This window comes from Sphingobium sp. AS12 (genome assembly GCF_019097845.1).
Lineage (GTDB): Bacteria > Pseudomonadota > Alphaproteobacteria > Sphingomonadales > Sphingomonadaceae > Sphingobium.
Window position 1 is genome coordinate 88,255 of sequence record NZ_JAHRGM010000016.1, and the last position, 23,081, is coordinate 111,335.

The window sequence follows — 23,081 nt, forward strand, 5'->3', positions numbered from 1 at the left end:
AAATATCCTTTCGTCAGGCTCAGATGGGTGAAAACGGGGTGTGGGGCGCGTCTCATGCGACGGTTTCGAGGGCGTAGAAGAGCTGGAAGGATTGCCAGACGCGCGGCCAGTCGGTGTCCGGCTCCCGGCCCGATGAATAGCCGCCCGCGCTGTTGACCCAGTGGACGAGCGTGCCGGCCGCGACGCGCCGTTGCACGCGGCGCAGGGCCAATCCCGCACGCTCGACCAGGGCCATCGCATCGCGGGGCGTAGGGCCGTAACCGAACAGATCGACGCGCAGCGTGTCATGCTCGACATTGCTGTTGCCGGTCAGGGAGATGCCGCCCGATGGCCGGATGACGATCGCGCTTGCCGGCATCGATGCCGTCTCTTCGGCTGGCAGCTCGCCGCCGAAGACGCGCGTCAGGTTGATGTCCGCTCGCAGGATCAGGACCAGCGCGCCGATCGGATCAGCCATCGCTGCCCCCAATCCCGCTCGCGCTCCCGGCAGCCGGTGCCGATTTATCATAGGCCTTGCGGATATTGTCGGCCAGGCGCGGATAGGTGGCGTCGGCGGCGGGGCGCAAATAGGGCTGCGCGCGGATCGTCACCTTGCCCACAAACTTCACGCCGCCGCCCGGCTGCGGGATCGCCAGCGCTTTCGCCGTCCTGGGCACAATGACGCCGCCCAGTTCGTGGATCAGCGCATAGCGCACGTCATGAACGCCCCAGACGCCCTTGACGCCGCCCGAGATCGGCACGGCATAATCGACGATGTCGATGCCGCCTTCCAGCACGCCGGTGCGGTTCTGCCATGTGTGGTTGGCCTTCGCATGGGCGACCGCCTGCGCCATCGTGCGGTTGACCCCCGCAATCTGCGCCGCGCGCATACGATCGGTCACAGCCGGGCCGTTCCAGATAAGGGAGCTTTCCGCCATCAGCTGATCGCCTTCAGCGCGGCTTCGACGTGATTGTGCTTGAACTGCACACGCCCCTCGATGCGCCAGCGGCCGGCGTGCAGCACGGTCCCGGCGCGATCGGTGATGTCCGCGATCTCGTCGCCCTCGGAGATATCGGCACCGATCGCGAACATCGCGCGCATATCCTCGACCAGGGCGGTCTTCTGACCATCGACCAGCTCGCGCGACTGATCCGACCAGGCGAAACAGGCGATGGGCGTACCGATCGGCGTCATCACCGCCGCGACGGGGGCGTTCCAGGCATCCTTGCCGGTGGCCTGGTTGCGCTCGATCTGCGCGCGCATGGTGAGGCGACTGCTGATCATGCCGAGGGGCCCAGCGCCTGGACGCAGTAGCGACAGATGCGCGTTGGTGCCGCGCCGCGTGCGCCATCCCATGCGCCCGGATAATCGGGCCCCTTGCCGCGTGGATGCGTGTGAAAGCTGACCTGGCCGGTCGGGAGGTCGATATAGAGAACGTCGCGGTGGAATTCCTGCGCGGGATCGATACCCCAGCCCCAGACGATGCCCAGATCATCGGCCCGGTCGGTCAGGTTCGCCGCGAGATTATCGATCGCCCAGGATTTTTTCTCATAGGCCATGCGCCGAAACGAACCGCGTCCGCGCTGGCCGCCGCGATAGACCTTGGCCCGTTCGCTGGCCTTGCAGGCACGGAATAGATCTATAGCGACCAGCCCGCGCGGGCCAGCCAATTGCAACTGCTGATAAAGCGCCTTGGTCGCGTCGCCGTCCGACCCGGCATAGACCGTCATGATATCGGCCAAGGTCATGATCATTGCGCATCGTCCAGGATGCCCGGCCCACCGACCGCACTGGCGGCCCACAGAAAGCCGGTTTCAAACTGTGTCCGCGCGACTGCCAGCGACCTTTTGTCGATGCCGGGTTGCGCAGCCATAGCGTCCAGCATGGCCTTGACCGCGACCATCGCCGCGCCTGTCTTCTCAAGAAGTTCGTTCATGATGCCCCTCGATCGAGCGCGCGATACCGTGTGTCGGCCAATATCCCGATGCTGCGGCGCTCGACCCTCTCCAGCCAGCGATGGTCGTTGAATTCGACCCGGACGGGATACCAGGCGAACCAGCGGCTCCAACGCCGACCGGGGCCGATGGCGCGACGCTTCACCCAGACCGCGCCCAAAATAGCGGCCAGGACGATAAGGACCGGCAAGGAGACCAGCAGGACAAAAGTGCCGATGATCTCGACGCCCCAGGCAGGAATGATCTGCGCCTTGAGTTTCATGCCGACACCCATTCACCGGCGAGAAGCCATCCGTGCCACTTGCAGGGCATTCCGGTGTTGAATACGGACGGGGACAAAGTCGGTGTTTCGGGATTGCCGTCCCATTCCCATTCAGGGCCGCGCCGATCCATGCCGTTGAGCTGGATCGGCAAATAGCCTTCACTGCCGCACCCGCATGGGCAGCGAAACGCAATGCCGGCGACGCCATCGGTCAACAGCGCCAGGCGCAGCTCAATCGCGCCCGCAGCCCGACCGGCTTCCGTGTCGATGTCGTCAACGACGATGGCGGGGAGCTTCATGCCATCACCATCCCGCGCCGGCTGGCCAGCGCCGTGAAGATCGCCTCGCGGTCGGCGACCGGATCGCCGGACAGCGTGAACTGATAGTCGCCCGCGCGTTCGCTCTTGAGCGCGCCGCGATAGGACAGGTCGAGCTGGATCAGCTTGATGATCGCTTCGTCGCGCGCGTCCTGCTCGCCGATCGGCGTGTAGGTGACGCGCACCAGCGGTGCCCAATAGGAACGGCCGTTGGGGCCACCGGTCAGGCGTTGGAGCGTCCGCCCGCCGTGCCGCACGGCATAATCGCCCGATGCAAGGATGATCTCGTTGCCGGCGTCGCCGCTATTGCCCGGATCGACTTCGACGATCGTCACTGCCGCGCCGACGTCCATCGGCCGCGCCAGGCGCAATGTGCGCAAGCCTCGCGATGCCGGATCGGTAAGATCGCCCAGCTCGACCGTCGCCGCGCCCGCCGGGCCAAAGCGCGCGTCCATATCGGCGACGATCCCGTCGATCATCGCCTGAAGCTCGCTATCGTCCAGGTCGGAACCTGTGCGAATTTTGACCCGGTCGAGCAGCGCCATGGATCAGGCCTTCGCCTGGGCCTTGGAGGTGCTTCTGCCAGATGACTTGTCGCTGCCGCCCTTCTTTTCCTTGTCCTCGGCCGGAGCCTTTTCCTTGGTCTCGGCGGGTGCGTCGGCTTCCTTCACGGACAGCTCCTGGGGCTCAGAGGTGACAGGCGGCGGCGGGGGCGGCACGTCGTCGATCGGCGGCGTCGGATCGACCGGCAGCCCCGGCTCGTCTGCGACGATGGGTGGTGCCCAGATGAACGACGCGATCTCGGCTGGAATTTCCTCGCCGATGCCCGGCATGGCGAGGCCAAGCGTTTGCGCGGCGGCGACCTGGCGTTCCAGCAAAGGCAGGAACATGTCGAAGCCAGGGATCGGTGCCCAGTGATGCGCTTCGTCATCCACGAACTGGAGCGCTTCGACCGTCAGGCTGGGATGCTGGACGATCGCGAGCAGCTGCGCGATGTCCATCTCGCCCTTGGCAAAGGGTCGCCAATCGGCACCGAAAGAAAGGCCTGCGACCTCCAGTTCGGTCAGCCCGGTGCCCTGGCCCAGGGCCACGCGCAGGATCGCATTGAGATAGGTCTCGGTGAGCAGCTTGCCTTCCGCGATATCGCCATCGACCAGGCCGAACTTCTCGGCCGCGCTATCGGGGATGTCGTCACCGGGCGAGGCATAGAGCCGCGCGGCGCGTGGATCGCCGGCCGCGACCAGGGCGGTCGCGCAGGCGGTCAGATATAGTCGTGCGGTGGCCTTCATCACGCGTCTCCTCAGAGGGTTTCGTAGAGATCGACAATCACGGCCGTGCCATTGAGCGCCGAATTGAGCGTGACCGTGTTGCTCTCCAGCGCGCTGGCGGAAACCGCGACGGTCGGGGCCGTGCCCTCGCGCACATTGGCGAGGAAGGCGAAGATCACGCTGTTGCGGCTGAGCTTGAGCGGCAGGCCGAGCTTTGCCCCGGTGCCGATCCGCACGCGCTCGGTATTGGCCACGGCATAGGCGGGCAGCGTCACCTGGGTCACCGTCCTGAACGCCTTGTTGCCCGACACGACGGACACCCCGGCCAGCACGATCGTCTCGGTGATGACCTCGCCGCCGATGTTGGTGCCGACGATCACGACATTGCCCGCGACATTGGCGTCATTGCCCTTGACCGTCAGGCAGCGCGCGACGTCGGGCGCGGTGAAGCCCGTCGTGACGATGGTGGTTGCGCCGCTGGCCATGGCCGTGTCGGCGAGGACGGCGCTGTTGACGCCCAGCGCGGCCGAACCGAGCAGCAGCGATACGACGCGCGAAAAGGAACCCGGAATTTTCATGACTATCTCCTGGGGAGGCAAGAAGGAGCGCCCGGCCAGTGCATATTCGCACCGACTGCCCCCCGGCTCGGGCGCTCCTGACGACCAGTCCCCTTGTTAGAGGCCGGTGACCTCGCAGAAGGCGGCGGGACGGAAGGTGACCAGCACGGCGCGCATGTCGCCGCGCACGGTCCGCTTGCCCTCGGCAAACTGGGTGCCGACATAGCCAATCTGGATGTCCACGCCCTTCTTCTCGAACAGGCTGATCCAGGCGGGCTGGAACGAGCCGACCATGCCCCATCCGGCCGCCACCGCATCCTGCTGGACGACGGGCAGGCCCCAGAGCCGCTCGGGACCGGCCTCGCTTGGGCTGCCCCAGATGTAGACGCCGTCCGCCGTGCGCATCAGGCGGATGCCCTGCCAGTCGGTCGGATGCATCAGATGATGGGTCGGCACCGCGCGGCCAACCAGGCGGACCTTGGTCATGCCCTTGAAATAGGCGTCCGGCACCGGGTCGGCACCCTTCGCCTGGGTCTGGATACCCGCCGTGTTCTTGAGGCCGCGTAGGTTCGGCGTACTGCCGTTGCCGACCAGGCACTGGCCGTCCAAGCGCTGGCGGATGCCAAAGGTAAGGCGACCGTTAAGATAGCCCGACATGCTCGGCACGTCTTCAAGCTGTTCGTCGGTGACCGGCACGCTGTCGGTGATCTTCTCGACATTGTTGGACCGTTCGGTGAAGGCGAAGGTCGATTCCGCGAAGGTGCCGCCCTCGGCCGTCTCGGCCGCCCCGTGGGTGCGGGTCGTTTCCTCCATATATTTATAGGCGGCCTGATCGGTCTGGAACATCGGGATGATGTCGAGCAGCTGGATCGGCCGCGTCGCTGCGTCGAGAAAGCCGGGCGCGCGGATGCTTTCCGGCGCGAAGCCAGCCCCGCGCGACATCAGCGTCTTGGAACCGATCGTGTCGAACGCCGCACCCTTGGCAAGCATGTCCGAAGGCCAAAGCTCTTCGAAGTTGAAGGTGATGCCGCCCTTCTCGCCGCGCGACGCAAAATCCTGGTAGCGCTTTTCCTCGCATACCAGTTCACCCAGCGACTTGATGACGTGGCCGCCTTGCTGGCCACCCTTGCCGGCACCAGGCAGCGGAAAGCGGCGACGCGACTTCTCGCGGTCGGCATGTTCCTTGGCGGCCAGCTCGGCCCCTTCCAGCTTTTCGGCATGTTCGGACAGCTCGTTCAGCTCCGCATTCATCGCCTTGACCTTTTCGGCCACGGCGACGGAGCCCTTCACGTCGGCACCCAGGCAGGTCACCTTCCGGAAATCATAGCCATCCTCCGTCTTTGCCTCCGCAAAGACCTTGCCCAGTTCGTCCTGCTTTGCGCCGAGCTTCTCGCGCGCCTCTTTCAGGCTCAGTTCCGCTACCGACATATGCTTACTCCCGCTCACCGGTCCGTTGATGTTGGAGCCATATGGCGGGAGGCGCAGGCAGCTTGCGCCCCGGACGCATGTCCGTGGCGGGAAGGGGTGGCGATGGAAGGAACGGCCTGTTGTTACCCCAGGACGGGGGACAATGGCAACGCAAACGCCGAACGAGGCGCGCAGGTTGCGCCGATCGGTGTCAAACCTGCCCGCAAAGCGTTTTGAGACGCACTAAGACAGCAGGCGACACCCCGGAAGGCCCGCAGAGTGCGGAAACACGCTGGTGGGCCTCCTGGGGGCTTTATGGGGATAGCCCGATCAGCCCTTGATATGGTCGCGCGCCAGACCCTTCAGCCAGCCGGCCAACGCGGCCTCTGTCGCTGCCCTTTCTTCCGCGCCGATCGCGCCGGGGGAGACCAGCGCCTTGCCGATCGCGACATGGATATCGGCAAGCTGCTTGCGCCCCGTCGCGGACAGGGCGGACGCGTCGCCTGTCAGCGCCTCGGCCAGTTCGCCCAGCTGGGTGATGAGCGGCGCGAACGCCGCATCCTTCAGCGCCTTGATCGAGAGCGTCCCGGTGCCGACACCCGCGCCGCGCAGCACGGGCGAGATTTCGTCGCAGTCGAGGCGCTTGAGAACGCGGATGCGGTTGCCCTCGCGCTGTTCATAGCCCGCGTCCAGGATCGCGAAGCCATAGCTCCATTGCTGCACCGGCTGCCCCTTGGACAGGTCGAAGGACAGGGCCGCGTGCCATTCCTTGCCGGCCTGGCTGGCCAGGTTCAGCGTGAAGTCTGCGACCGCCCAGCCATTCTCTTCATGCAGCCAGGCCTTGCCGAACGGCATCGACCGCCGATCATGCGCCGGGATCATCTGCACCCACTGGCCACCGCCTTCCTTCCAGGTGAAAGCACCGGGGGCATAGGTGTCGCCATCGCTGTCGATCGCGGCCAGCTGGGCGATGCGGGCGCGACCGGTGCCGGCCTCGTCCATCTTCTCGATCGTCACGCTCTTGGTGAGCCCCAAACCAGTCATATCGTCAGTCCTCCTCGAAATTGGGCGCGAAGCTCAGCGTCCCGTTGGGATGTTCGGCCGCCGCCATGGCAAGCGCTTCGTCGGCGGTGACGATCGACCCGTTGCGGGCCATGTGGCTCAGCAGCGATCGGCCCGGACCAAGCCGGCCGTCGAATATGATGAAACTGCCGACGCCCGCCGCGCGGCCGCGCTCGATCGTCGAGATATTCTGCGCATATTTGGTCTCGGTCCGGGCGATCACGCGGGCGCGGACTTCTGCGCTGTTCCAGGGACCACCCTCGACATGCGCGCCGATCCGGTTGGCGAGCGCCTGTGCGCCTTCGCCGGCAGCGCGCCCTTCCGCCAGTGCCTCGAACAGGGCGGAGCGGCTCTGCCCCTGAAGGTCGATCAGACCGGCCCTGCGCCCGCCCGCCGCGACGATCGCCCGCGCGACCTGGTCCGGCATCGACGCGCCCAGGCCCGCATGTTCGGCCGCTTCCTGGATCGACTTGGCGACTTCCAGATATTGGGCCTCATGGCCGGCGCGCATCCGGCCCGACCAGGCGTCGATGCCCAGCTTCTCCAGGATCATCGCGACCAGCAGATCGTCGGACTTCTCGCCCCGCTGTTCCTTGGGCAGGCTGACGTCCGCCTCCAGCAGCGGCAGCGCCGCCTCGACCGCCGCTGCGCCCATGCCGCTAAAGACGCCTCTGAGCGGCGTCTCAAACGCCTTGGCGAGGGCGTCGCCACTCCGCTGCGTTATCAGCACGAACGCCTCGCCCCGCTTCATCGCGTCCGGGCTGGCGCGGCGCTCCGCCTTCATCCCTTTCGGATCGGCTACCACGGGATCGCGCGGGGCGCGGGGCGCGACGGGCGCGCGCATTCCCTCGGCGGGAACTTCTATCAGGTTGATCGGGCGCAGGTAGAATTTATGGCTGTCATCGGCGTCCATGCCGATCCCCATGCGATATTCATAAACGGTGATCCCGGCGCTGCGGAGCGCCTTGCCGAAGCGCTCGACCTTCTTGTCCACATCTTCCTGAAGCGCCAGCACCTCGCTAATGTCCCAGCCGACCTTCTGTCCGGCAGCATTGCCAAACTCGCCCAGCAGCGATCGTTGCAGTTCGTCGGCAAACATGCGCGCGAAGGGCAGGACGCCATTGTTCCAGGCGAGCTTGCGCATCTCCTCCATGGTCGCGCCGACCTTCGTCGCCTGAAGCCCAGCGCCAAAGCCCACGACGGCGGCGGGGATGCCCAGGCACGCGCAGACCCGCTCTTCGGCGACGTCGCGCCCCTCGCTCATGTTGAGCTGCTGCGGATTGAAGCCATAGGCCTGGACGTCGGTCGGCGCGCCCATCACCAGCGGCCCGCCGCGATTGTCGCCACCAAATGCCTGTTTGAACCACGTCTTAGTCGCCTCGACATCCTCGGGCGCGGGCATGGCCCCGCCCTTCGGGCTGATGACGACGCCGGGAACGCCCATGTTGCGCAGGAGCGAGGCGACGAAGTTGCTGCTCTCCAGGTCGATGAAAATCTCGCGGATCACGCCGTCCAGGGGAGACAGCCCCATGCGGATATTGCGCGGGTCGATGCCGTGCCGGAAATGCACGACGTCCTGCGGCTCAATCCGCGACGGCTCCATCCCGCCGCCCGGACTATAGCGATAATAGCTGATGAACGTCTCGCCATCCTGGTCCCAGCGCGGCTCCATCATCCAGTGCGGCACATACCACAGCTCGGCCGGGCGACCCGCGCCATTGCGCACGATGATCCAGTAGGCGTTGCCGGATATGAGGAAGCTGACCAGCGTCGCCATCCACAGCGCGATGTCGCCATAGAAGGGGTTGGGATTCTGGATCAGCGCCAGCATGGCATGGCCGGGCATGTCCTCGACATCGCCATTGGCCTTTTTCAGGCGCACGATCAGGTTCGCTTCGGGCAGCGCGCGGCCGATCCACATCACCGGCGCAGTAACGACCGAGCTGTCCAGCCCGTCGCCCACTTCCTTGCGATAATCGAATCGCGTGCGCTTGAGGAACTGCGACAGGAAGGGCGGTGCGCCCGGATGCAGCATGGAAGAGACTGCCTTGGCGGCTTTGGTCAACCAATTCATTGGGGAATCCAGTTCGCGTCGAGATAGTCTTCGTAGGAGCTGCTAAGTGCGCGCAGGCCGGCGGCGGTCACTTGCAGCCCTGTCTTCGGATCGGGCACGATCAGTTGCGGCATCATGCGCTCGCGAAGGTATCGGCCGATCACCCCGTGATGTGCGTCGAACTGCTCCATCGTCACAGCGCCGTGCTCGATGATCGCGCGCATGACATAGGCGATAGCATTTAATTCAACGTCGGACGGGCGCTCGGAAGTAGTTGCCTTCGGCTCGATCAGCGGACGCCACGCTGGGCTGTTGCCGTCACCGGCAGCATGAATGGCAAGGCCGAGCGACCAGAAGCGATCCGAGTGGCCGTCAGGCGTGCGCTCGGCCGTGAAGCGGATATTGCCTGCCGCCGTCGTCTCTTTCGTCACTGCGCGCAGATCGGCCCGGATTTTGGGGTCCTGGGGAATACGCAGCCGCTTATCTTCCATCTTCCCGCGCACGGGGTAGGCCAGCGCCTCCTTGACCTTGGGCGTGAAGGTTACGCATTCGACCTTATATTTGCCGAACCGGCGCTGGGCATCGTCGCCCCAGCCGATACCTAGCCCGGTATAGTCGATGCAGGTCCGCGCGCACCGCTCGATCCAAGGCCACAGGATTTTCTCCTGGTCCGGCTTGCTCATATTCTGAAGCGCCTCGACATGGCGCGTGTAGAGAACGTCGCCGAGCTGCTCGAGCACCCACAGGACGGTCAGGTCCTTCTTCCGGCCGATATCGATCCCGGCATAGAGCGTGCCGCCCTCCTGCTGTTTCCAGTCGAGCCCTTCGGGATATTCGCTGCCAAGGATCAGGTCATATTCCAGGAAAGCCGCATCGTCGTCGGCGGGGATGCACATATATTCCTGGAGGAAGCTTTCCTCATCCGCGCACCCGCCCTTCACGAAGTCGTAATAGGCCGCTTCATCCATCGCCTGAATCGGATCGTCGGTCGGCAGGGACTGCTGCAACTTGTAGAGAAAGCCGTCATCCAGGGCGTTCTGGAGCGTGACGGTGTGCAGGCTGATCTTCTTCGGGTTCCCCTTCTCCAATATCTCGACGATCAGTGTGTTGAAGAAGTTCTTGGTGCCGCGATAGGTCGAGATGACCTCCAGCTGCCCACCCCAGGTGATGCCGGGATAGGCGATGGCCCAAAGCTTTTTGGGGTCGGGGTGGAGCGCGAATTCGTCGAGCACGCGCCCGCCGCGCTTGCCCGCCTGGGCGTCGGGATTCGACGACATGCTATTGATACGCTTGCCGTTGGCGAAATTCAGCGCATAGGCGGTATGCTTTTTGGCTTCGTCGATAACGATTTCGCCCAGATCGCGCGCGGCCAAGTCCTGGATACCGGCGAACAGTTTGCAATCTTCCAGGAACAGGCGCGCCTGAATATCGTCGCGCGAACTGACCCATTGATCGAAGCGCGCGCTGGCCAGGCTGGTGCGCGACACGGACGAGTATGCCGTCGCCCAGCTGAAGCCGAGCTGCCGGCCCTTCCGTGCCAGCTTCAGGCGCGACTGGTCGGCGATCCAACGCCCCTGGTAGGGCAAGAAAATCGCTTCCGGATTGGCGGGGATGATCTTGGCGTTGCCCATCACACCACGCCGAGGCGGCGGTTGATCTCGGCCAGCGTCTCTTCCGAAACGCCCGCCTTGCGGCCAACCGCTTCAACTTCCTTGGCAGCCTCGGCCATCTTGGCCCGGTCACGCGCTTCCAGCTTTTCGCGATGCTCGATCGAGCCGCGCTGCGCGTCCACCGCCAGCTTCACCGCGCGACCGATCTCGGCCAGGCCTTTGCTGGATACGCCGTCCTCCAGCAGCTCATAGGCCGACACCTTGATCATTTCCGCGATGGCCACCGTCACCTGGTCCGATCCGTCCGATCCCAGCTTGTCGATCATATCCGACGTGATCTTGCGGACTTCGTCCAGGCGGCGGAACTGGAAGGCCTTGCGCAACGACCAACGGTTGAAGGCAGACTTGCTGACGCCGCCGATGCCGCGATCGGCCAGGCGCGCATTGAACTCGTCCAGGATCGCGATCTGCGGCATCGTCCGTTCGCGCAGCTGTTCCAGCGCCCAGCGGATATCCTGCTCGGCATCGTCGGGCAGCATGTCGATCGACGACAGCCGGCCACGCCCCTCGCGGCGATCGACGCCATCGCTGCTCATCTCAGTTATCGTCGCCGGGGCGCGTGATGCCTACGATCACCTCGCGCTCGGCGACATGGTTGCGCCCCAGCTTCGTCACGTGCGCGATCATCACCGTGCCGGCCTCGCTGACGTCGATCGCGCCCAGCTCGGCCATCTTGAGCAGCTGCGTGCGCACCCACTCGCGTGACCGGCGGATCGCGAAGGCGTCCAGCACCCGCATCAGGCTGACTTCGTTCATGCGACCGTCCACCTGAAGGACAAGTTCCTTCAGGATGATCAGCCGGCCATCCTCGTTGACCTTGGCGTCGTAATTCATGCCTTCTCTCGCAGATAACGGTCGATGCGATCGACGGTGCGGACCATGCCGGCCAGCTCGCTTTGCTGGCGGTTGGTAATGCCGAGCAGCTCGACGAGCTGAAGCTTCACTGCGTTGACATCGTCTTTCGTGGGCAGATGGACGATCTGCCCCTCGATCCGCAGCGTCCGATCCTCGACCAGGTCCAGCCGATCCTCGACCTTCTTGACCCGCTCGCCCTCGGCGCTGCGGCTCCTCTCATACCAAGTCCAAAGCATGTTCGCCGCACTGACCAGCAAGGCCAGGATGGCTGGTAAATTCGCCCCGCTATTCACAACGTCTCCCGTTTCATCACCTGAAAACATGCGCCAAGTCCTTCAGCGCTGGCCGTTGACATCGATCGAGGCGGCCCGGTTCCAGGCCTTGATCAGATGCTCCAGTCTCAGCGTGTTCACGGTGCTGGCGTCGATGTCGGTTCCATCCACGATGGCCGCGTCACCGGGCCGCACAGGTCCGGTGGACAGGGTGGGAAGGCCGGGCAGCTGCGCGTCTGCGCCACGACCGGCACTGCCGGTTGCACCTTGTCCCGTTCCCCTGTGCAGGCGGTCAGCAATAGCAGCGCGCAAAGCAGCCAGGTCCTGGCTATAGTCATGGGAAACCTCCTGAAGAACACCTGACCACTCGCGTTGCACCCGCTGGATGTTCGCGCGATCGAGCCGCGCCGCCTCGACACGCGCGGCGGCGACCAGGCCGATGAATTTTTGCATCTCCGCCTTTTGCGCGACGAACTTGCCGTGCCAGGCGGCGGCCTGGACGCGGCGATCCTCGGCCCGGTCGGAGGCGCGAAGATAGAGGACATGCTGGACCGCCAGCACGAGCAGCAGCCCGGCGATGACCAGCCGGACCGGCTTGGCGATCAGCCACATCAGCCCGTCGAGCAGAAAATCCACGATCGGGCCGAAGATCAGGCCAGTCGCGTTTGCGAGCAGCGATACTATCCCGCGCTTCACAGGGCGATCCGATCGGCCCGCGTCTTGTCGGGCGTCAGGTTGGTGAAGCACACCCGCATCCGATCGACATTGCGATTGACGATGCCTTGCACCACCTGGCCGCCTGCCTTGTTCCATGCCTCGAAAGCCCGGCAGGCCATGTACCAGTCGCCGGCCTGGAACTGCTTTTGCATGGTCGATCCGCAAAAAGCCTTCACGCCGAACTGATAGGCATGGTCGATCGAAACGCCGAGCTGATAGGGGCTGTTCTGGATCGCAGGCGCGCACTGGAGGACGCCCCGGCCAAAATCCGACCGGATCGCCTTTTCCAGGAAAGCGCGGCATTCGCTGAGCGTATATTTGCGCATCGGCACGCGCGTTTCGCCCGTGCAGACCGTCCATTTGTCGAGATGACCGTTGAGGACGGTGCGGTAGGGTTCCGTCTTGGTCCCCTCCCACTTGGTCGTCAGCCCCATAGCGACGGCAATGGCCGCAACGCTGACCGATCCGCCCAGGATCGCCTTGCCTGCGTCAGCCATGGCGGAACCCCGCCGGATGAATGAGATGATGCCCTTTGCCCATGCCCGACTTGTGCGGGAGGCTGCCTCAGCTCTCGCCCCGGACGCGTGTCCGGTGATCGGTCAGAACAGGGGCAATTGCCGATCGTCCACTGGTCGTCCGATCTTGGCGATGCGACGACGAACGGTGCGGATCGTGTAACCAGTCGCCAGCGCTATGTCACGTTCGGAGCGCCCGGACGCGATCATCGCGTCCATCTCGGCCCGCTTGAGCATCATCTGCTCATAGACATGGCCGGTCGGCCCCAGGGGCAGATCGACCCGGACACCGGCATGGCCATCGGCGAATTTCCGGCCGATCGCCAGCGCTGCATCATGGCCGACCAGCTGGCTCAGCCAGTGATCGGCACCGGGTGCGGGCGGCAGATAGATTTGGGTGCCGCCGCGCGCCTGCGCGATGGCCAGCGCCGCGTCCTCGCCCGCGACATCTGCAATCGCGGCGAGGACGCCGGGCAGAGGAAGGGGCGCATGGACGGTCACCGCTGCGGCGACCGATTCCGGCCGAGCGCCATGAAGCGGCACGCCAGGCGCGGCTCCATGATGACGGTGGTGACGGTGTCGCCGCGCACGACGAAGCTGTAGCGGTCGATGGTGATCAGGAAATCGGTCGCGCCGATCGAACAGGCGGCGCTATAGGCCCGCGCCAGCGTGGCAGAGAGCGCCTGGCGCGTCTGGCCGGCCGACATGCCATGCGTGCCATCCATGAACCGCATCAGCGCGACATCGGATATTTGCGGGCCTTTCGTCATGACAAGGCACCATCGGGCCGGGCAAGGCCAGCCTTGCGCAGCCAATTCCCCATGCCCGCCGCCGCGCGGGGCCATGACAGTGGATCGCGCCCCGGTCGAAGCCCGCCGAACGCGAAGGCGGCACTGGCGACGGTCATGTCCTGCTGCGCAACGCCGGCCGCCTTCAGCCGGCCAAGGATCGTCACGCACAGCCCTTCCTGCAACTGCTCGACCGATAGCGCCTCGCCATCCAGCCCGCGCTGTGCCCAGCCATTGCGCTCCGCCATCGCCTTGAGCGCCTCGATCAGGCGATAGCATTCGGACTGGCGCATCCAGGCCATGCGTTCGCATTTGAGCTGTCGCGCCGCGAACGCCTCCAGCGCCGTCTCTGATGGATTGCGCACCACGCCCAGCTGATAGAGCGAGATCCAAAGCGCGCGCGCCTTGCGGGCAGATGGATGCTCGGCACGGGCGGGTTTCGCCTTGCGCTGCGCCCCCGGTCGAACGGTCGCCGTAAAGCCCAGCCGTTCGAATTCGGCCAGCGCCAGGTGCAACTCGCCGATGTCCATGTCGGCGGCGCTGCTCTTGCCGGGCCTGCCGTCCTTCGCCGTCACCCGGCGCAGGATTTCCCGATAATCTTCCTTTTCGATCCCCAGCTGCTTGGGGGCGATATGCAGCTTGGCGATCAGCGGTCGGCGCGGGTCGGCCGTCATGGAACGGGCAGCTTGTGCCATGGTCAGTCCTCCTGAAGATCGCGGAAATGGTCGAGCAGCCGATCCGTCATGCGGCGGAAAGCCGGGTCGCGAGGCCGCAGCTCTTCCTCGGCCTTTGTCCAGGCAGACCGAACGGTCGAATGGTCCCGACCGCCGAGCGTTCGCCCGATCTGGTTGAGCGACCTTGAGCCCAGCCGCAGGGCGATCCAGACGATGGCGGCACGGGCGCGCACTAGGTCCGCCTTCCGGCAGGGACCGGTGATGGCGGACCGGTCGAGCCCCATATGCCAGGCGACCTCGGCGATGATCGCGTGCAGGCCGTCGCGGCGCGCCGGTAGATGACCGCCGATCATAGCCGCCATGGTCACGGCGCTGTCGATCGCCGCCCTCACTGGCCCGCTCCCAACGCCAGCCCCAGCACAATGAGGACATAGATCAGAAAGCCAGCCCGCAGCAGGTCCCAGCACAGCAGAACCATTTGCGCCCGTGACAGGCGCACGCCCGTCACCGGATCGGTCAGCAGGGCGCGCCACGCCCTGCTGATGACGCTGCCCGGCGCGGGCTTCACTGGTCCGCCTCCCGCGCCGCTTCTGCCCGATCCGCCGCTTCAATCAGCACCCCGGCCATCTGACGGGCCTGTTCGGGCATCAGGTCGGCCACGCACTGTTGCGCGCCCTCCAGTGCGAAGGCGAGACGCACGACGATATCGCCACTGTCGTCGCAGGTCGTGCCAATGGCGATTTCAGGGACGCCGCTCATGACGCGGTCGCCATGTTGACGGAGACCGCTTCCCAGGCCGATTCCGCGTCAGGGCGGCGATAGATGCGGACATAACGCTTCGACCCGATAACCCGGATGCTGTCCCGGATCGCGCGCATCGCCTGCTGCCAGCGATCATCCTCAATATCCAGCCGCAGCAGGTAGAACAGGTCGTTGCGGTTGACCTTGCCTTGGCTGTCCACGTCGAAGGCGCGGTTGATCACCGCTTTCAGTTCTTCGCGCGTACCCTGGCTCCAGTCGCGCAGGCATTCGTCGACCAGTTCCTTGGCGATCTGCAATTCCGGCCCGAACGAGATATTCTCGCCCACGCCGACATCGACCTTGAGCAGGCCGTCATAGGAGACGAAGGACAGGTTGCCCTTTTTGCCGCCGCGCTTGGCACCATATTCCTGCTCGATCAGGGCGACGAAGGCATCGACATCGTCCAGCGTATGCTGGCGAAAGCGCGCCACCTGGGCGCTGATCGGTTCGGCAAAGCCCATGATCTTGCGGACCAGTTCGTCCTGCAACAGGTCCTGCGGCTTGACCGCCTTGGCCGGGATCAGCCCGCCCTTGCCGTCGATCATATAGGTGACGCCGTCAATCTCGCGGCGGCCTTCGGAATTGGTGATGGCATTCATGACTTGGGTTCCTTTTATCGGGGGGGTTAGGCGGCGGCCTGCACGGACACCTGGGCAGCAGCGTCTCTCAGATGGGCCAGATCGAGCGGGCTCCCGTCCGCGTCGGCCATCATGTAGGCGAGGCGCAGGGCCTTACTGGCGCGTCGCAGCGCGCCGGGACGCATGGCGATCTCGCGCAGGTAGGCGATGATTTCCGGCTTCTCGATTCCCCATGCGGCGGCGAGCGGGGCCAGGTCGGTTTCCAGCGCCTGGGTCTGTTTGATGTTCAGGCTGATGCGGCTGAACAGCTGGGGGAATTTCGCCAGCTTCTGGACAAGATCGGTATCGCCCAGCAACGCGATCCCGACGCCTGACAGGTCGTTCCAGGACCGTATTTCGTCGATGGCCTTGGATGACAGATGCTGCGCTTCGTCGATGATCAGCAGGGCGTTGCGATACTGTTCGACCCGCCTGCGGATTCGGCGCGACAGCGCCTGCGGCGTCCCCTTGATGTCGCGCTCCCCCATCGCTTCGAGAACCTCGATCTGCATGGTGTTCACGCCGGCGGTGGACGATGTCATGGTTGCGTGGAAAACGTTGGGGTGGCTCCAGGCGAAGCGCTTGGCCGACCGTGTCTTGCCCGTGCCCGGCACCATGGCCGCCACCACGATCTCGCCCATGCGGCCGAACTGGAACAGCTCCATCAACCGGGCGCTGCTGCCAGTTTCGTACCATTCCGGCATCGCCCGCGGCTCGATCTCGATCGACGCATGATTGGCCAGCGACTGGCGGTAGCGGGCCACCTTCTCGGCGACATTCTCTTCGCGCCCGCCATAGCCCTTTTCGGACATGAACTGGCTCAGCGTGCCATTGGGGATGCCGGTCAACCGCGCGATCTCGCGCACGCCGACATTCAGTGCCGTGCGATGGTCGATGATCCAGCGCCGTTCCTGCTCGATGTCGATAGGCTGTGTGGTGTCGTCAGTCATGCTATGCGTCTCCTGTCTCTTCAGTGGGACGGGCGCGCGGGACGGCGTAGGAAACTGCCCGCGCGCCCAATTCAATCGACCGCCCGCAAATGGCCGAGCGCGGCGAAAATCCTGCTTTCCGATGGTTTTGGCTGGGCGGGAGTCGGCGCGACCGCCTTCAGTGCCGCCGCCGTCTGACCGCGATGGCGCACGATCCGCACCGCGCCCGGTTCAGGCATGATCGGTGCCGGGGCGTCGGCCTGGCGCGCCGCCACCTGTTCGGCCGCGAGCAGCTGCTCGGCCTCCAGCCCGTCGCGGATTCGGCGACGATGTTCCTTCCACCGCTTGCCCGTGATCCGCGCGCCCTCGGCATTGTCGAATCCGGTGTCGGCAATCAGCTGAGCCGCGCCCAGATAATGGCCGCCCTGGTCGTAGAGATAGATTTCGCGGTGCAGATCGTCGGGGTCGAAGCGGACCGTGACCTGGTTGCCGCGCAGATGGCTGCACCCTTCCGCCCAATAGCGGTTGCCGAACAGGTCGATCTCGCCCGTGTCGCTGTTCACCCGCTTCTGATCGGCCGCCAGTAGCGCCATGCGCATATGTTCCGGCTTGGCTTTGCCGATCGGCGCGGCGGCGTAGCTGGCGGCGAACACATCGTCGAAGCTGCGCCCGGCATAGAAGCGGCCCTTACGACCCAGCTTGGCATTATGCTTGGCGATTCCGGCATCGACATGGGCGACGAATTCGGCCCAGGCCATCGCCCGCGTCCCGTAATTGTGCGGCTTGTTCAGCACATTATTGCCGGTATAGGCGCCCTCGGTCGCAGGATGCCGGCTGATCGTGTCGCACAGGTCGCGAAACGCGCGCTCGATCGGCTTGGACTGGCCGCGATAGGGCAGCGCCCAGTGTATTTGGATGCCCAGCGCCGTCAGCAGCCCGGTAGGGTCGGACGGCAGCACTTTGAAGCGAAAGCGGGTGAGCGCGCCGCCCGTCAACCATTTGCTGGCAAAGCCCCGGCCATTGTCGAGCAGGCAGTGGACCGGAATCCCCCAATTTGTGATGAGGTCGGCAAAGGCCAGCCGGGCGAGCGCCGCGCTTTCGCTCTCGCCGATGCGCCAGGCCAATATCTTGCTCGAATGAATGTCCTGGATCGCGACCATCATCGGGCGGATCGGCTTGCCGCCACCGGGCGGCGTCACCATCACGTCGAACTTGTGCCCGTCGATATTGACCCATTCCAGCGCATGCAGATGCTCGACGGTGCGGCGCTGGGCGGGAATCGAGCGACGCAGCGCCTCTTCGCCCTCGCGCGCCAGCTTCAGCACGTCCGGGTGGACCTCGGCCTCCAGGCGACGTCTGAACGTCCGCTCAGACGGCAATGAGCGGCCCATCTGCGCGGCGACGGCGGCAACGCGCTCATAGCAACTGGCATAGGTGGCAGACGACGGGCGCAGGCAGTCGGATTTGTAGAGCGTCCACAATTCAGGATCGATCTCGGCTTCCTTGCCGCCGCCCTTGCGGCGCGGGGCCAGGGCGGGCAGCCAGTCGGCCCGCGCCACGCCCTTGACCAGGCTCATCCACACCCGCACGGTCGAAACGCCGATGCGCTCCCTCCGTGCGATGCCCACGACCGCCGCCGTCCAGTTCATGCCGCTCTCCTTCAAAAGATAGATGTCGCGCACGACGGCCAGGCGCTTCTCCGCCTCGGCCTTCGTCGTCGCGCCCTGCCGGTCGTACCAGGGCCAGCCGCTTGTCTCGGTGGCCTGTGCGGGCGTCGGGCGCGCACCGATTCCTCGCCTGGCCAGCTCCAGTCGGGCGGGTCCGGGAAGCAGGGAAATATGATATTCGGTGCCGCCGCCGCGTGCGACGCGGGGACGGCACAATGGCGCGCCATCCTGCTGCCGGAACCGCCACCCCTCATCCCGGATGCGGCGGTTCATCGCGCTCTTGTCCGTGGGCAGGCCGGGCAGACGCAGCTCCGCCAGTTCGGCGGCGGTGAACCATTCATCCGCCCCATCCAGCGGCACGCCCGACAGGTCGGCGGGCTGCGACTGGCCAAAATCAAGTCTAACGATGGCTGTCACGAATCTTTTCCCCCCGAATGAGCGGTGCCTGACCGGCAATCCGCTGACGTTCTTCCCTGAGCTGGGCGATCTGCCGGTCGAGATGGCCCAGGCGCGCGGTGTGGACCTCTTCGCCCACCAGCAGCGCGGCCCCGATTTCCCGCATGATCGGATCGAGCAAATCCTGCCGGTCGGTCACCGCGACCAGCGCCAGGCAGCGCGACATGATGACCTTGTGTCCCTTGCGCGCCGGGCTGGCATAGGCGTCGAGCATGGTGACGTTGATCTCTTCGCCCAGCAGCTCGCCCATCTCGGCCGCGATGACGCCACGGCTACGGCCCTCGGCGGCGGCACTCGCGAGGATGGTGCCGACCATGGCGGAAATGCGCTTCTCCAGCCCCGCCAGCGAGGCTGCCGCGCGCGCCATCGTCGGAGCATCGAACGCGAATCCGATCTGGGCGGGATGCGCCTTAGCCTTGGGCATCGCCCGCTCCGTTGCAGTTGGGGCAAGGCAAGCCGCGCCGAAGCGCTGTCGAGGTCGGCGGAATTTCGCTCCAGCCGTCATCCCGGCCGCATCGCGTGCAGCGGAAATGCGCAGCGCTCTTCCCCCGGATGGACAGGCCGGAATCGACTGCGTGCATCATGACGCGCGGCGACCGGCGCGGGCGTATGTGGCCGAACAGGTCGGTCATCCCGCCCATCCTTCCAGAAAGGCAACCGCCGCCGCCCTCAGATTGGCGAACAGCGCCAGTTCGTTGGCATCCAACCAGCACGACTTGTGGGGCGTGTCGTCGATGCCGATCGCCAACTTCAGCGCCTCGGCCAGCTTGGCCACGACTTCATCGTTGAAAGGGCTGGCTTCGGTGTAGTTGCCCTCACGTGCGAACCGAAGAAGCTCGGATACGGCCTCGCTGGCCTGCGCCGCCGCGACGATCGCCGACTCTTCCAGCGTCAGGCTCATGAAAGCCTCCGCCAGCTGATGACCTTGCCGTCCCGCATGGCGACTTCGGTGCTCACGTCCGGCGCGCTCGAAAAATCGATGCCGAAAAACAAAGGCGCGCAGGGTTTCGGCCCGCGCCGCGATATCGGCAGGATCATCGCGTGATGCCCGCGCGGTTGACGCTGGGCCGGGCCGGCGCGGCCTGTGATGCGCGGCGCGTTCACGCCTGCGCCTCGCTGTCAATCGTCTCAATCAACCGGCCCAGATAGGCGATGGCCTGGAGCGCATGGTTGCGCCGGTCGGCGCGATCGACGATCACGTCACCCGCCATGCGCGCATGGTCCGCCGCGTTCTCGCCATGATCAACATGGGCGAAATGGCATCCCAGTACGGGATCGGTTTCCAGCCGCTTGAGACCCGAATACAGGCAGTGCGCCTCCGCCAGCACGGTCACGAAGTCCATTTCCGACCAGTCGTCGGCCAGATATTCGACGATCTGCGGCGTCAGCCACAAAGGCGCAGGGCGAACATTGCTCACGGCTTTACTCCCTCATCATCCACGGGTTGTTCCAGGCGCTGAAATGGGCGGTCGGCGCGGGCACCTGGTCCGCATCCTCTTCGTGCGTCTCGCTCGGCGCGGGCGCAGCCATCCGACCGCAAGCCGCCCTGCGCCGCCGCAGCTCCCGCGCCGCATCGCGCGGCGTGCAATTGAGCCGCGTCGCCAGCTCGAAGGCCTCGCGGGCCGCACGGAACCGGTCGGCGACCATCAGGATTGCCCTCCCAAAGGCGGCAGCCAGATCGTCCGCGTCTCGCCGGGCGGGGTTGGTTGCCGCACGTCCCAGACGCAGGCGGCATAATCGATCACGCCACCGCGATAGGCGCGGTTGCCCATGGCAAAGACCCGGTCGCCGGGCGGCATCGATGGCCGCTGGCTGAAGATGAGGATGAGTTGCGGCGGATGATCGCGACGGACCAGCACGGACCGCTTCTTGCCCGGTGCAAGCCATTTGAGCGGCACCAGCATGACGACGCGATCCGTCGCCAGGCGGATGGCCTGCCTGACGAAGGCTTCCAATATGCCCTTGCGATAGGAATAGGGTGGATTGGTCCAGATCGAGCAGCGAGCAACCGGCGCACGCTCCAGCTCAAGGAAATCGGCCGAAAAGAAGGTCGGACGGACGTCGAACATGTCCCATTCAACATTCTCGACCAGATCGGACAGGATGAACCGTCCATTGACGCCAAGGCCGTCGAGACCTTGCGCGGAATGACCATAGCCAGCAGCAGGGTCCCAGATATGGCAGTCCGGCTCCCGTTCAGGCGCAAGGCCGATCTCGCTAGCGACCTGATGCCACTCCCAGCCTTCCTCGACATACCAGTCGAGCGGATGCCGGTTCTTGGCGCGGCCCGTGGAGATATCACCGCGCATCGGCGGTCTCCCGCGCAGCCCAGCCACGCACAACGCCGATCCAGTGCTTACGCCGCCGCTCAAATTCGTTGGGTGCCGTGAACGGATAATCTCTCGGCAGCTGCCAGCGCGTCAGATAGTCATCGGCCGACATGCCCAGCCGCCGCAGATGCGGTCGCAGGCGCAGATGGCGTGTGCCGTCCTCCAGGCAGACGATATAGTCCGGCTTGACCGAAGCACGGACCGCAACAGCCGGGACCAGCTTGCCTGTGTCGGAAGCAGAGCTGCCCAGCTCCTCATTGAGGATGTCGCGCAGCTGCCGTTTCACATCGTCCGAGCCCAGCGCCTGGACGAATTCGCTCAGATGCCGCTTCTGCAAAGCCGGTGTGAGCCGTGCGAGACCGCCCACCACAGCGTTGACATGTTTCTGATGAGCCAAGGGGGCAGGACCGTCAGCGGCACCGATGCCGATGCTGATCCGGGCGTCGATCGCATTCAGGCCTTCGTCGGCCAGCAGCGCCTCGATCACTGCGCGGCGCTGTGCTTCGTCCTGGACTTCGGCGATCAGCTTGAGTTGGGAAGCGTTCTCCCCAACGATCGGATGCTTAGCCAGCGGCTCCGCCAATTCGGGGAAGGGTGCGATCAGCAATCGGTAGAGCGCGAGATTCCGGTATACATCACGCTCGCTGAGCCCCATCGCTTCGCGCGCGGATTCCTGCCACCCATATACGCCTGCCAAATTGGCAGACGTATCGTTCACCTCGTCTGTCAGCGCCTGTCCAACGGTCGATTCAGATGCTTTGACCCTGTCCCATCGTGCCTTGATGGCCAGCTGCTGCTGCTTCATCTCGCCATGCACCCGCGCCAGTCGCTTGCGCGCGGCCTCGACGAACGAATGAACGAACATCGCATTCTCGATCGGCGGCAGTTTGCGCCGTTCCAGATTTTCGGACGATTCGAGGTTCTCAAACTCCTCCGCCGCCGCGTCCGCTACATCGATCCCCCAAACCTTGAGCCCTTCCAGGGCTGCGCCGACCAGTCGGTGGCGGCCCACGACCAATAACCATGGCGCTTCACCCGTGGGATCGACTTGCATCTTGATCGGATCGCGCTGGCCGTAGGCGCGCATCGACTGGCCAATCGCAACCGCGAAATCTTCATTGAAGAAGCCGACCCGTTCACCGATCCGGACGTCAGCGGGGTCCACTTCGATCAGCGTGGCACCCGCCAGCAGGGATACGCGACCGCTCATTTGATGTCTCCACTTAGGCGATGCGGGGAGCCATCCGCGCTGTTAGCGTCGGAGGCGTTGATGAAAGTGGAGGGAACATGGACGCCGAACAGATCAGCTTCTTGGGCGCGCAGATCGAAGGGCTGCGGTTGCTGCTCACTGCCCATATCGAAACGACGGAGCGCCTTCTTAGCGGCAGCGCGGCGGCGACCGCGAACAATGCGGAAATGAAGCGCCGCGCGTGCCTCATGGTGGGGCAGATCGAAACGGCCACGGCACTGGAAGCGCTTCTCGACAATTTGCGTGATCGTTTCGATATGCCGGCGAACGACTGATGCGCGCCTCGGAATTGCAGGATCAGCAAGTGGCATTTCGCCTGCCAAAGCCCGCTCAGCGACCAAGATCCCGGCCATCCGCGCCTTGTGCGCGATCATCAATTCGTCGCTCACGCGCGCACCGCCTTCCGGACGCGTCGATTCCCTGCGGCTTCGACATGCTCCAAAGCGGCATAGAGCTTCTCGATACTGCTCATATTGGCACTGATCGGGTCGGGGTTTCTGGGCGACCTTTTCCAACGACTGAAAGTCGTGGGGTGGACACCTGCGCGTTTGCAGACGGCACCCATAGAGATGCGGGCCGCGAAGGCTCGCCCCTCCAGTTCTGCTATGATGGCTTGTTGATCCATGGGGACTGGTTAATAGCATTATTGCTAATCTGCAATAGCAATAATGCTAACAGCG

General features: G+C 65.0%; 38 protein-coding genes. 2 read left to right on the top strand and 36 right to left on the bottom strand.

Annotated elements, in window-relative coordinates; translation table 11 throughout:
- Nucleotides 1–52: 52 nt before the first annotated feature.
- The 31 genes from KRZ98_RS06225 to KRZ98_RS06375 all read right to left on the bottom strand — a co-directional run bounded on the left by KRZ98_RS06225 (nt 53) and on the right by KRZ98_RS06375 (nt 19,723).
- Nucleotides 53–457 (bottom strand): hypothetical protein, encoded by a 405-nt coding sequence (locus KRZ98_RS06225; RefSeq protein WP_217672795.1) that lies wholly within the window; start codon nt 455–457, stop codon nt 53–55.
- Nucleotides 450–917, bottom strand: coding sequence for a hypothetical protein (locus KRZ98_RS06230; RefSeq protein ID WP_217672796.1), 468 nt, complete (start codon nt 915–917; stop codon nt 450–452). Before KRZ98_RS06230 ends, KRZ98_RS06225 begins: the two co-directional genes overlap by 8 nt.
- On the bottom strand, nt 917–1,264 hold the full coding sequence (locus tag KRZ98_RS06235) for a hypothetical protein (protein ID WP_217672797.1): 348 nt from the start codon (nt 1,262–1,264) through the stop codon (nt 917–919). The genes KRZ98_RS06230 and KRZ98_RS06235 overlap by 1 nt, the downstream gene beginning before the upstream one ends.
- The gene (locus KRZ98_RS06240) at nt 1,261–1,728 is read right to left on the bottom strand and encodes a hypothetical protein (RefSeq protein ID WP_217672798.1); all 468 of its coding nucleotides are present in this window, start codon (nt 1,726–1,728) and stop codon (nt 1,261–1,263) included. The genes KRZ98_RS06235 and KRZ98_RS06240 overlap by 4 nt, the downstream gene beginning before the upstream one ends.
- A gap of 2 nt (nt 1,729–1,730) precedes the next feature.
- Entirely contained in the window at nt 1,731–1,916 is a 186-nt protein-coding gene (locus tag KRZ98_RS06245; protein WP_217672799.1) for a hypothetical protein, read from the bottom strand.
- On the bottom strand, nt 1,913–2,197 hold the full coding sequence (locus tag KRZ98_RS06250) for a hypothetical protein (RefSeq protein ID WP_217672800.1): 285 nt from the start codon (nt 2,195–2,197) through the stop codon (nt 1,913–1,915). Before KRZ98_RS06250 ends, KRZ98_RS06245 begins: the two co-directional genes overlap by 4 nt.
- Nucleotides 2,194–2,496 carry a DUF6527 family protein gene (locus tag KRZ98_RS06255; RefSeq protein WP_217672801.1) on the bottom strand — a complete coding sequence of 101 codons (303 nt, stop codon included), beginning with the start codon at nt 2,494–2,496 and terminating at the stop codon, nt 2,194–2,196. The genes KRZ98_RS06250 and KRZ98_RS06255 overlap by 4 nt, the downstream gene beginning before the upstream one ends.
- A complete protein-coding gene (locus tag KRZ98_RS06260) occupies nt 2,493–3,059 on the bottom strand; it encodes a hypothetical protein (protein WP_217672802.1) in 567 nt (188 codons plus the stop codon). The genes KRZ98_RS06255 and KRZ98_RS06260 overlap by 4 nt, the downstream gene beginning before the upstream one ends.
- Before the next feature lie 3 nt (nt 3,060–3,062).
- Complete coding sequence (locus tag KRZ98_RS06265; protein WP_217672803.1) at nt 3,063–3,803, bottom strand: hypothetical protein; 741 nt, start codon at nt 3,801–3,803, stop codon at nt 3,063–3,065.
- Nucleotides 3,804–3,814: 11 nt separating this feature from the next.
- A complete protein-coding gene (locus KRZ98_RS06270) occupies nt 3,815–4,360 on the bottom strand; it encodes a hypothetical protein (RefSeq protein WP_217672804.1) in 546 nt (181 codons plus the stop codon).
- A gap of 96 nt (nt 4,361–4,456) precedes the next feature.
- The gene (locus KRZ98_RS06275; protein ID WP_217672805.1) at nt 4,457–5,785 is read right to left on the bottom strand and encodes a phage major capsid protein; all 1,329 of its coding nucleotides are present in this window, start codon (nt 5,783–5,785) and stop codon (nt 4,457–4,459) included.
- Nucleotides 5,786–6,076: 291 nt separating this feature from the next.
- A complete protein-coding gene (locus KRZ98_RS06280) occupies nt 6,077–6,790 on the bottom strand; it encodes a hypothetical protein (protein WP_217672806.1) in 714 nt (237 codons plus the stop codon).
- A gap of 4 nt (nt 6,791–6,794) precedes the next feature.
- Entirely contained in the window at nt 6,795–8,882 is a 2,088-nt protein-coding gene (locus KRZ98_RS06285; RefSeq protein ID WP_217672807.1) for a phage portal protein, read from the bottom strand.
- Nucleotides 8,879–10,492 (bottom strand): terminase family protein, encoded by a 1,614-nt coding sequence (locus tag KRZ98_RS06290; protein WP_217672808.1) that lies wholly within the window; start codon nt 10,490–10,492, stop codon nt 8,879–8,881. Before KRZ98_RS06290 ends, KRZ98_RS06285 begins: the two co-directional genes overlap by 4 nt.
- A complete protein-coding gene (locus tag KRZ98_RS06295; protein ID WP_217672809.1) occupies nt 10,492–11,067 on the bottom strand; it encodes a phage protein Gp27 family protein in 576 nt (191 codons plus the stop codon). Before KRZ98_RS06295 ends, KRZ98_RS06290 begins: the two co-directional genes overlap by 1 nt.
- 1 nt (nt 11,068) lies before the next feature.
- Nucleotides 11,069–11,365, bottom strand: coding sequence for a hypothetical protein (locus tag KRZ98_RS06300; RefSeq protein WP_217672810.1), 297 nt, complete (start codon nt 11,363–11,365; stop codon nt 11,069–11,071).
- Nucleotides 11,362–11,679 (bottom strand): DUF2730 family protein, encoded by a 318-nt coding sequence (locus tag KRZ98_RS06305; protein WP_217672811.1) that lies wholly within the window; start codon nt 11,677–11,679, stop codon nt 11,362–11,364. Before KRZ98_RS06305 ends, KRZ98_RS06300 begins: the two co-directional genes overlap by 4 nt.
- Before the next feature lie 42 nt (nt 11,680–11,721).
- Nucleotides 11,722–12,354: a hypothetical protein gene (locus KRZ98_RS06310; protein ID WP_217672812.1), complete on the bottom strand. Its 633-nt coding sequence runs from the start codon at nt 12,352–12,354 to the stop codon at nt 11,722–11,724.
- The gene (locus KRZ98_RS06315; protein WP_217672813.1) at nt 12,351–12,872 is read right to left on the bottom strand and encodes a glycoside hydrolase family protein; all 522 of its coding nucleotides are present in this window, start codon (nt 12,870–12,872) and stop codon (nt 12,351–12,353) included. The genes KRZ98_RS06310 and KRZ98_RS06315 overlap by 4 nt, the downstream gene beginning before the upstream one ends.
- Before the next feature lie 102 nt (nt 12,873–12,974).
- Nucleotides 12,975–13,433 carry a hypothetical protein gene (locus KRZ98_RS06320; protein ID WP_217672814.1) on the bottom strand — a complete coding sequence of 153 codons (459 nt, stop codon included), beginning with the start codon at nt 13,431–13,433 and terminating at the stop codon, nt 12,975–12,977.
- Complete coding sequence (locus KRZ98_RS06325; RefSeq protein ID WP_217672815.1) at nt 13,388–13,660, bottom strand: hypothetical protein; 273 nt, start codon at nt 13,658–13,660, stop codon at nt 13,388–13,390. The genes KRZ98_RS06320 and KRZ98_RS06325 overlap by 46 nt, the downstream gene beginning before the upstream one ends.
- The gene (locus KRZ98_RS06330) at nt 13,657–14,373 is read right to left on the bottom strand and encodes a gp16 family protein (protein WP_217672816.1); all 717 of its coding nucleotides are present in this window, start codon (nt 14,371–14,373) and stop codon (nt 13,657–13,659) included. The genes KRZ98_RS06325 and KRZ98_RS06330 overlap by 4 nt, the downstream gene beginning before the upstream one ends.
- A 2-nt stretch (nt 14,374–14,375) precedes the next feature.
- Nucleotides 14,376–14,744, bottom strand: a complete 369-nt coding sequence (locus KRZ98_RS06335) for a helix-turn-helix domain-containing protein (RefSeq protein WP_217672817.1) — start codon at nt 14,742–14,744, stop codon at nt 14,376–14,378.
- Nucleotides 14,741–14,920: a hypothetical protein gene (locus KRZ98_RS06340; RefSeq protein ID WP_217672818.1), complete on the bottom strand. Its 180-nt coding sequence runs from the start codon at nt 14,918–14,920 to the stop codon at nt 14,741–14,743. Before KRZ98_RS06340 ends, KRZ98_RS06335 begins: the two co-directional genes overlap by 4 nt.
- Entirely contained in the window at nt 14,917–15,111 is a 195-nt protein-coding gene (locus KRZ98_RS06345; protein ID WP_217672819.1) for a hypothetical protein, read from the bottom strand. The genes KRZ98_RS06340 and KRZ98_RS06345 overlap by 4 nt, the downstream gene beginning before the upstream one ends.
- Nucleotides 15,108–15,752 (bottom strand): DUF3164 family protein, encoded by a 645-nt coding sequence (locus KRZ98_RS06350; protein ID WP_217672820.1) that lies wholly within the window; start codon nt 15,750–15,752, stop codon nt 15,108–15,110. The genes KRZ98_RS06345 and KRZ98_RS06350 overlap by 4 nt, the downstream gene beginning before the upstream one ends.
- Before the next feature lie 26 nt (nt 15,753–15,778).
- On the bottom strand, nt 15,779–16,720 hold the full coding sequence (locus KRZ98_RS06355) for an AAA family ATPase (RefSeq protein WP_217672821.1): 942 nt from the start codon (nt 16,718–16,720) through the stop codon (nt 15,779–15,781).
- A 71-nt stretch (nt 16,721–16,791) separates the two neighbouring features.
- Nucleotides 16,792–18,783, bottom strand: coding sequence for a transposase domain-containing protein (locus tag KRZ98_RS06360; RefSeq protein WP_217672822.1), 1,992 nt, complete (start codon nt 18,781–18,783; stop codon nt 16,792–16,794).
- Entirely contained in the window at nt 18,767–19,246 is a 480-nt protein-coding gene (locus KRZ98_RS06365) for a hypothetical protein (protein ID WP_217672823.1), read from the bottom strand. The genes KRZ98_RS06360 and KRZ98_RS06365 overlap by 17 nt, the downstream gene beginning before the upstream one ends.
- Entirely contained in the window at nt 19,233–19,454 is a 222-nt protein-coding gene (locus KRZ98_RS06370; protein WP_217672824.1) for a Zn-ribbon domain-containing protein, read from the bottom strand. The genes KRZ98_RS06365 and KRZ98_RS06370 overlap by 14 nt, the downstream gene beginning before the upstream one ends.
- Nucleotides 19,451–19,723 (bottom strand): hypothetical protein, encoded by a 273-nt coding sequence (locus KRZ98_RS06375; protein WP_217672825.1) that lies wholly within the window; start codon nt 19,721–19,723, stop codon nt 19,451–19,453. The genes KRZ98_RS06370 and KRZ98_RS06375 overlap by 4 nt, the downstream gene beginning before the upstream one ends.
- A gap of 18 nt (nt 19,724–19,741) precedes the next feature.
- Here KRZ98_RS06375 and KRZ98_RS24365 point away from each other — a divergent pair, with 18 nt between their 5' ends.
- Nucleotides 19,742–19,867 (top strand): hypothetical protein, encoded by a 126-nt coding sequence (locus KRZ98_RS24365; protein WP_302849074.1) that lies wholly within the window; start codon nt 19,742–19,744, stop codon nt 19,865–19,867.
- 55 nt (nt 19,868–19,922) lie between these two features.
- On the opposite strand, the gene KRZ98_RS06380 is transcribed toward KRZ98_RS24365, so the two are convergent.
- The 4 genes from KRZ98_RS06380 to KRZ98_RS23975 are packed head-to-tail and all read right to left on the bottom strand — an operon-like array spanning nt 19,923 to nt 22,362.
- Complete coding sequence (locus KRZ98_RS06380; protein WP_217672826.1) at nt 19,923–20,240, bottom strand: hypothetical protein; 318 nt, start codon at nt 20,238–20,240, stop codon at nt 19,923–19,925.
- 4 nt (nt 20,241–20,244) lie between these two features.
- A complete protein-coding gene (locus tag KRZ98_RS06385) occupies nt 20,245–20,469 on the bottom strand; it encodes a hypothetical protein (protein ID WP_217672827.1) in 225 nt (74 codons plus the stop codon).
- Complete coding sequence (locus KRZ98_RS06390; protein ID WP_217672828.1) at nt 20,469–21,131, bottom strand: hypothetical protein; 663 nt, start codon at nt 21,129–21,131, stop codon at nt 20,469–20,471. Before KRZ98_RS06390 ends, KRZ98_RS06385 begins: the two co-directional genes overlap by 1 nt.
- Nucleotides 21,121–22,362 carry a MucR family transcriptional regulator gene (locus KRZ98_RS23975; RefSeq protein ID WP_254798137.1) on the bottom strand — a complete coding sequence of 414 codons (1,242 nt, stop codon included), beginning with the start codon at nt 22,360–22,362 and terminating at the stop codon, nt 21,121–21,123. The genes KRZ98_RS06390 and KRZ98_RS23975 overlap by 11 nt, the downstream gene beginning before the upstream one ends.
- 77 nt (nt 22,363–22,439) lie before the next feature.
- On the opposite strand from KRZ98_RS23975, the gene KRZ98_RS06400 reads away from it, so the two are divergent.
- A complete protein-coding gene (locus KRZ98_RS06400; RefSeq protein WP_217672829.1) occupies nt 22,440–22,676 on the top strand; it encodes a hypothetical protein in 237 nt (78 codons plus the stop codon).
- A gap of 110 nt (nt 22,677–22,786) precedes the next feature.
- On the opposite strand, the gene KRZ98_RS06405 is transcribed toward KRZ98_RS06400, so the two are convergent.
- Entirely contained in the window at nt 22,787–23,026 is a 240-nt protein-coding gene (locus KRZ98_RS06405; protein ID WP_217672830.1) for a hypothetical protein, read from the bottom strand.
- Between the last annotated feature and the right edge of the window lie 55 nt (nt 23,027–23,081).

Coding starts and splice junctions, on each gene's coding strand:
- KRZ98_RS06300 (WP_217672810.1), bottom strand. CDS start 11,365: ATGAATTACGACGCCAAGGTCAACGAGGATGGCCGGCTGATCATCCTG.
- KRZ98_RS06285 (WP_217672807.1), bottom strand. CDS start 8,882: ATGAATTGGTTGACCAAAGCCGCCAAGGCAGTCTCTTCCATGCTGCAT.
- KRZ98_RS06290 (WP_217672808.1), bottom strand. CDS start 10,492: ATGGGCAACGCCAAGATCATCCCCGCCAATCCGGAAGCGATTTTCTTG.
- KRZ98_RS06350 (WP_217672820.1), bottom strand. CDS start 15,752: ATGAATGCCATCACCAATTCCGAAGGCCGCCGCGAGATTGACGGCGTC.
- KRZ98_RS06345 (WP_217672819.1), bottom strand. CDS start 15,111: ATGAGCGGCGTCCCTGAAATCGCCATTGGCACGACCTGCGACGACAGT.
- KRZ98_RS06400 (WP_217672829.1), top strand. CDS start 22,440: ATGGACGCCGAACAGATCAGCTTCTTGGGCGCGCAGATCGAAGGGCTG.
- KRZ98_RS06240 (WP_217672798.1), bottom strand. CDS start 1,728: ATGACCTTGGCCGATATCATGACGGTCTATGCCGGGTCGGACGGCGAC.
- KRZ98_RS06265 (WP_217672803.1), bottom strand. CDS start 3,803: ATGAAGGCCACCGCACGACTATATCTGACCGCCTGCGCGACCGCCCTG.
- KRZ98_RS06370 (WP_217672824.1), bottom strand. CDS start 19,454: ATGACCGACCTGTTCGGCCACATACGCCCGCGCCGGTCGCCGCGCGTC.
- KRZ98_RS06245 (WP_217672799.1), bottom strand. CDS start 1,916: ATGAACGAACTTCTTGAGAAGACAGGCGCGGCGATGGTCGCGGTCAAG.
- KRZ98_RS06330 (WP_217672816.1), bottom strand. CDS start 14,373: ATGGCACAAGCTGCCCGTTCCATGACGGCCGACCCGCGCCGACCGCTG.
- KRZ98_RS06355 (WP_217672821.1), bottom strand. CDS start 16,720: ATGACTGACGACACCACACAGCCTATCGACATCGAGCAGGAACGGCGC.
- KRZ98_RS06250 (WP_217672800.1), bottom strand. CDS start 2,197: ATGAAACTCAAGGCGCAGATCATTCCTGCCTGGGGCGTCGAGATCATC.
- KRZ98_RS06280 (WP_217672806.1), bottom strand. CDS start 6,790: ATGACTGGTTTGGGGCTCACCAAGAGCGTGACGATCGAGAAGATGGAC.
- KRZ98_RS06255 (WP_217672801.1), bottom strand. CDS start 2,496: ATGAAGCTCCCCGCCATCGTCGTTGACGACATCGACACGGAAGCCGGT.
- KRZ98_RS06315 (WP_217672813.1), bottom strand. CDS start 12,872: ATGGCTGACGCAGGCAAGGCGATCCTGGGCGGATCGGTCAGCGTTGCG.
- KRZ98_RS06385 (WP_217672827.1), bottom strand. CDS start 20,469: ATGGTCGCCGACCGGTTCCGTGCGGCCCGCGAGGCCTTCGAGCTGGCG.
- KRZ98_RS23975 (WP_254798137.1), bottom strand. CDS start 22,362: ATGAGCGGTCGCGTATCCCTGCTGGCGGGTGCCACGCTGATCGAAGTG.
- KRZ98_RS06235 (WP_217672797.1), bottom strand. CDS start 1,264: ATGATCAGCAGTCGCCTCACCATGCGCGCGCAGATCGAGCGCAACCAG.
- KRZ98_RS06365 (WP_217672823.1), bottom strand. CDS start 19,246: ATGCCCAAGGCTAAGGCGCATCCCGCCCAGATCGGATTCGCGTTCGAT.
- KRZ98_RS06260 (WP_217672802.1), bottom strand. CDS start 3,059: ATGGCGCTGCTCGACCGGGTCAAAATTCGCACAGGTTCCGACCTGGAC.
- KRZ98_RS06225 (WP_217672795.1), bottom strand. CDS start 457: ATGGCTGATCCGATCGGCGCGCTGGTCCTGATCCTGCGAGCGGACATC.
- KRZ98_RS06230 (WP_217672796.1), bottom strand. CDS start 917: ATGGCGGAAAGCTCCCTTATCTGGAACGGCCCGGCTGTGACCGATCGT.
- KRZ98_RS06405 (WP_217672830.1), bottom strand. CDS start 23,026: ATGGATCAACAAGCCATCATAGCAGAACTGGAGGGGCGAGCCTTCGCG.
- KRZ98_RS06270 (WP_217672804.1), bottom strand. CDS start 4,360: ATGAAAATTCCGGGTTCCTTTTCGCGCGTCGTATCGCTGCTGCTCGGT.
- KRZ98_RS06390 (WP_217672828.1), bottom strand. CDS start 21,131: ATGCGCGGTGATATCTCCACGGGCCGCGCCAAGAACCGGCATCCGCTC.
- KRZ98_RS24365 (WP_302849074.1), top strand. CDS start 19,742: ATGACCTTGCCGTCCCGCATGGCGACTTCGGTGCTCACGTCCGGCGCG.
- KRZ98_RS06295 (WP_217672809.1), bottom strand. CDS start 11,067: ATGAGCAGCGATGGCGTCGATCGCCGCGAGGGGCGTGGCCGGCTGTCG.
- KRZ98_RS06375 (WP_217672825.1), bottom strand. CDS start 19,723: ATGAGCCTGACGCTGGAAGAGTCGGCGATCGTCGCGGCGGCGCAGGCC.
- KRZ98_RS06325 (WP_217672815.1), bottom strand. CDS start 13,660: ATGACGAAAGGCCCGCAAATATCCGATGTCGCGCTGATGCGGTTCATG.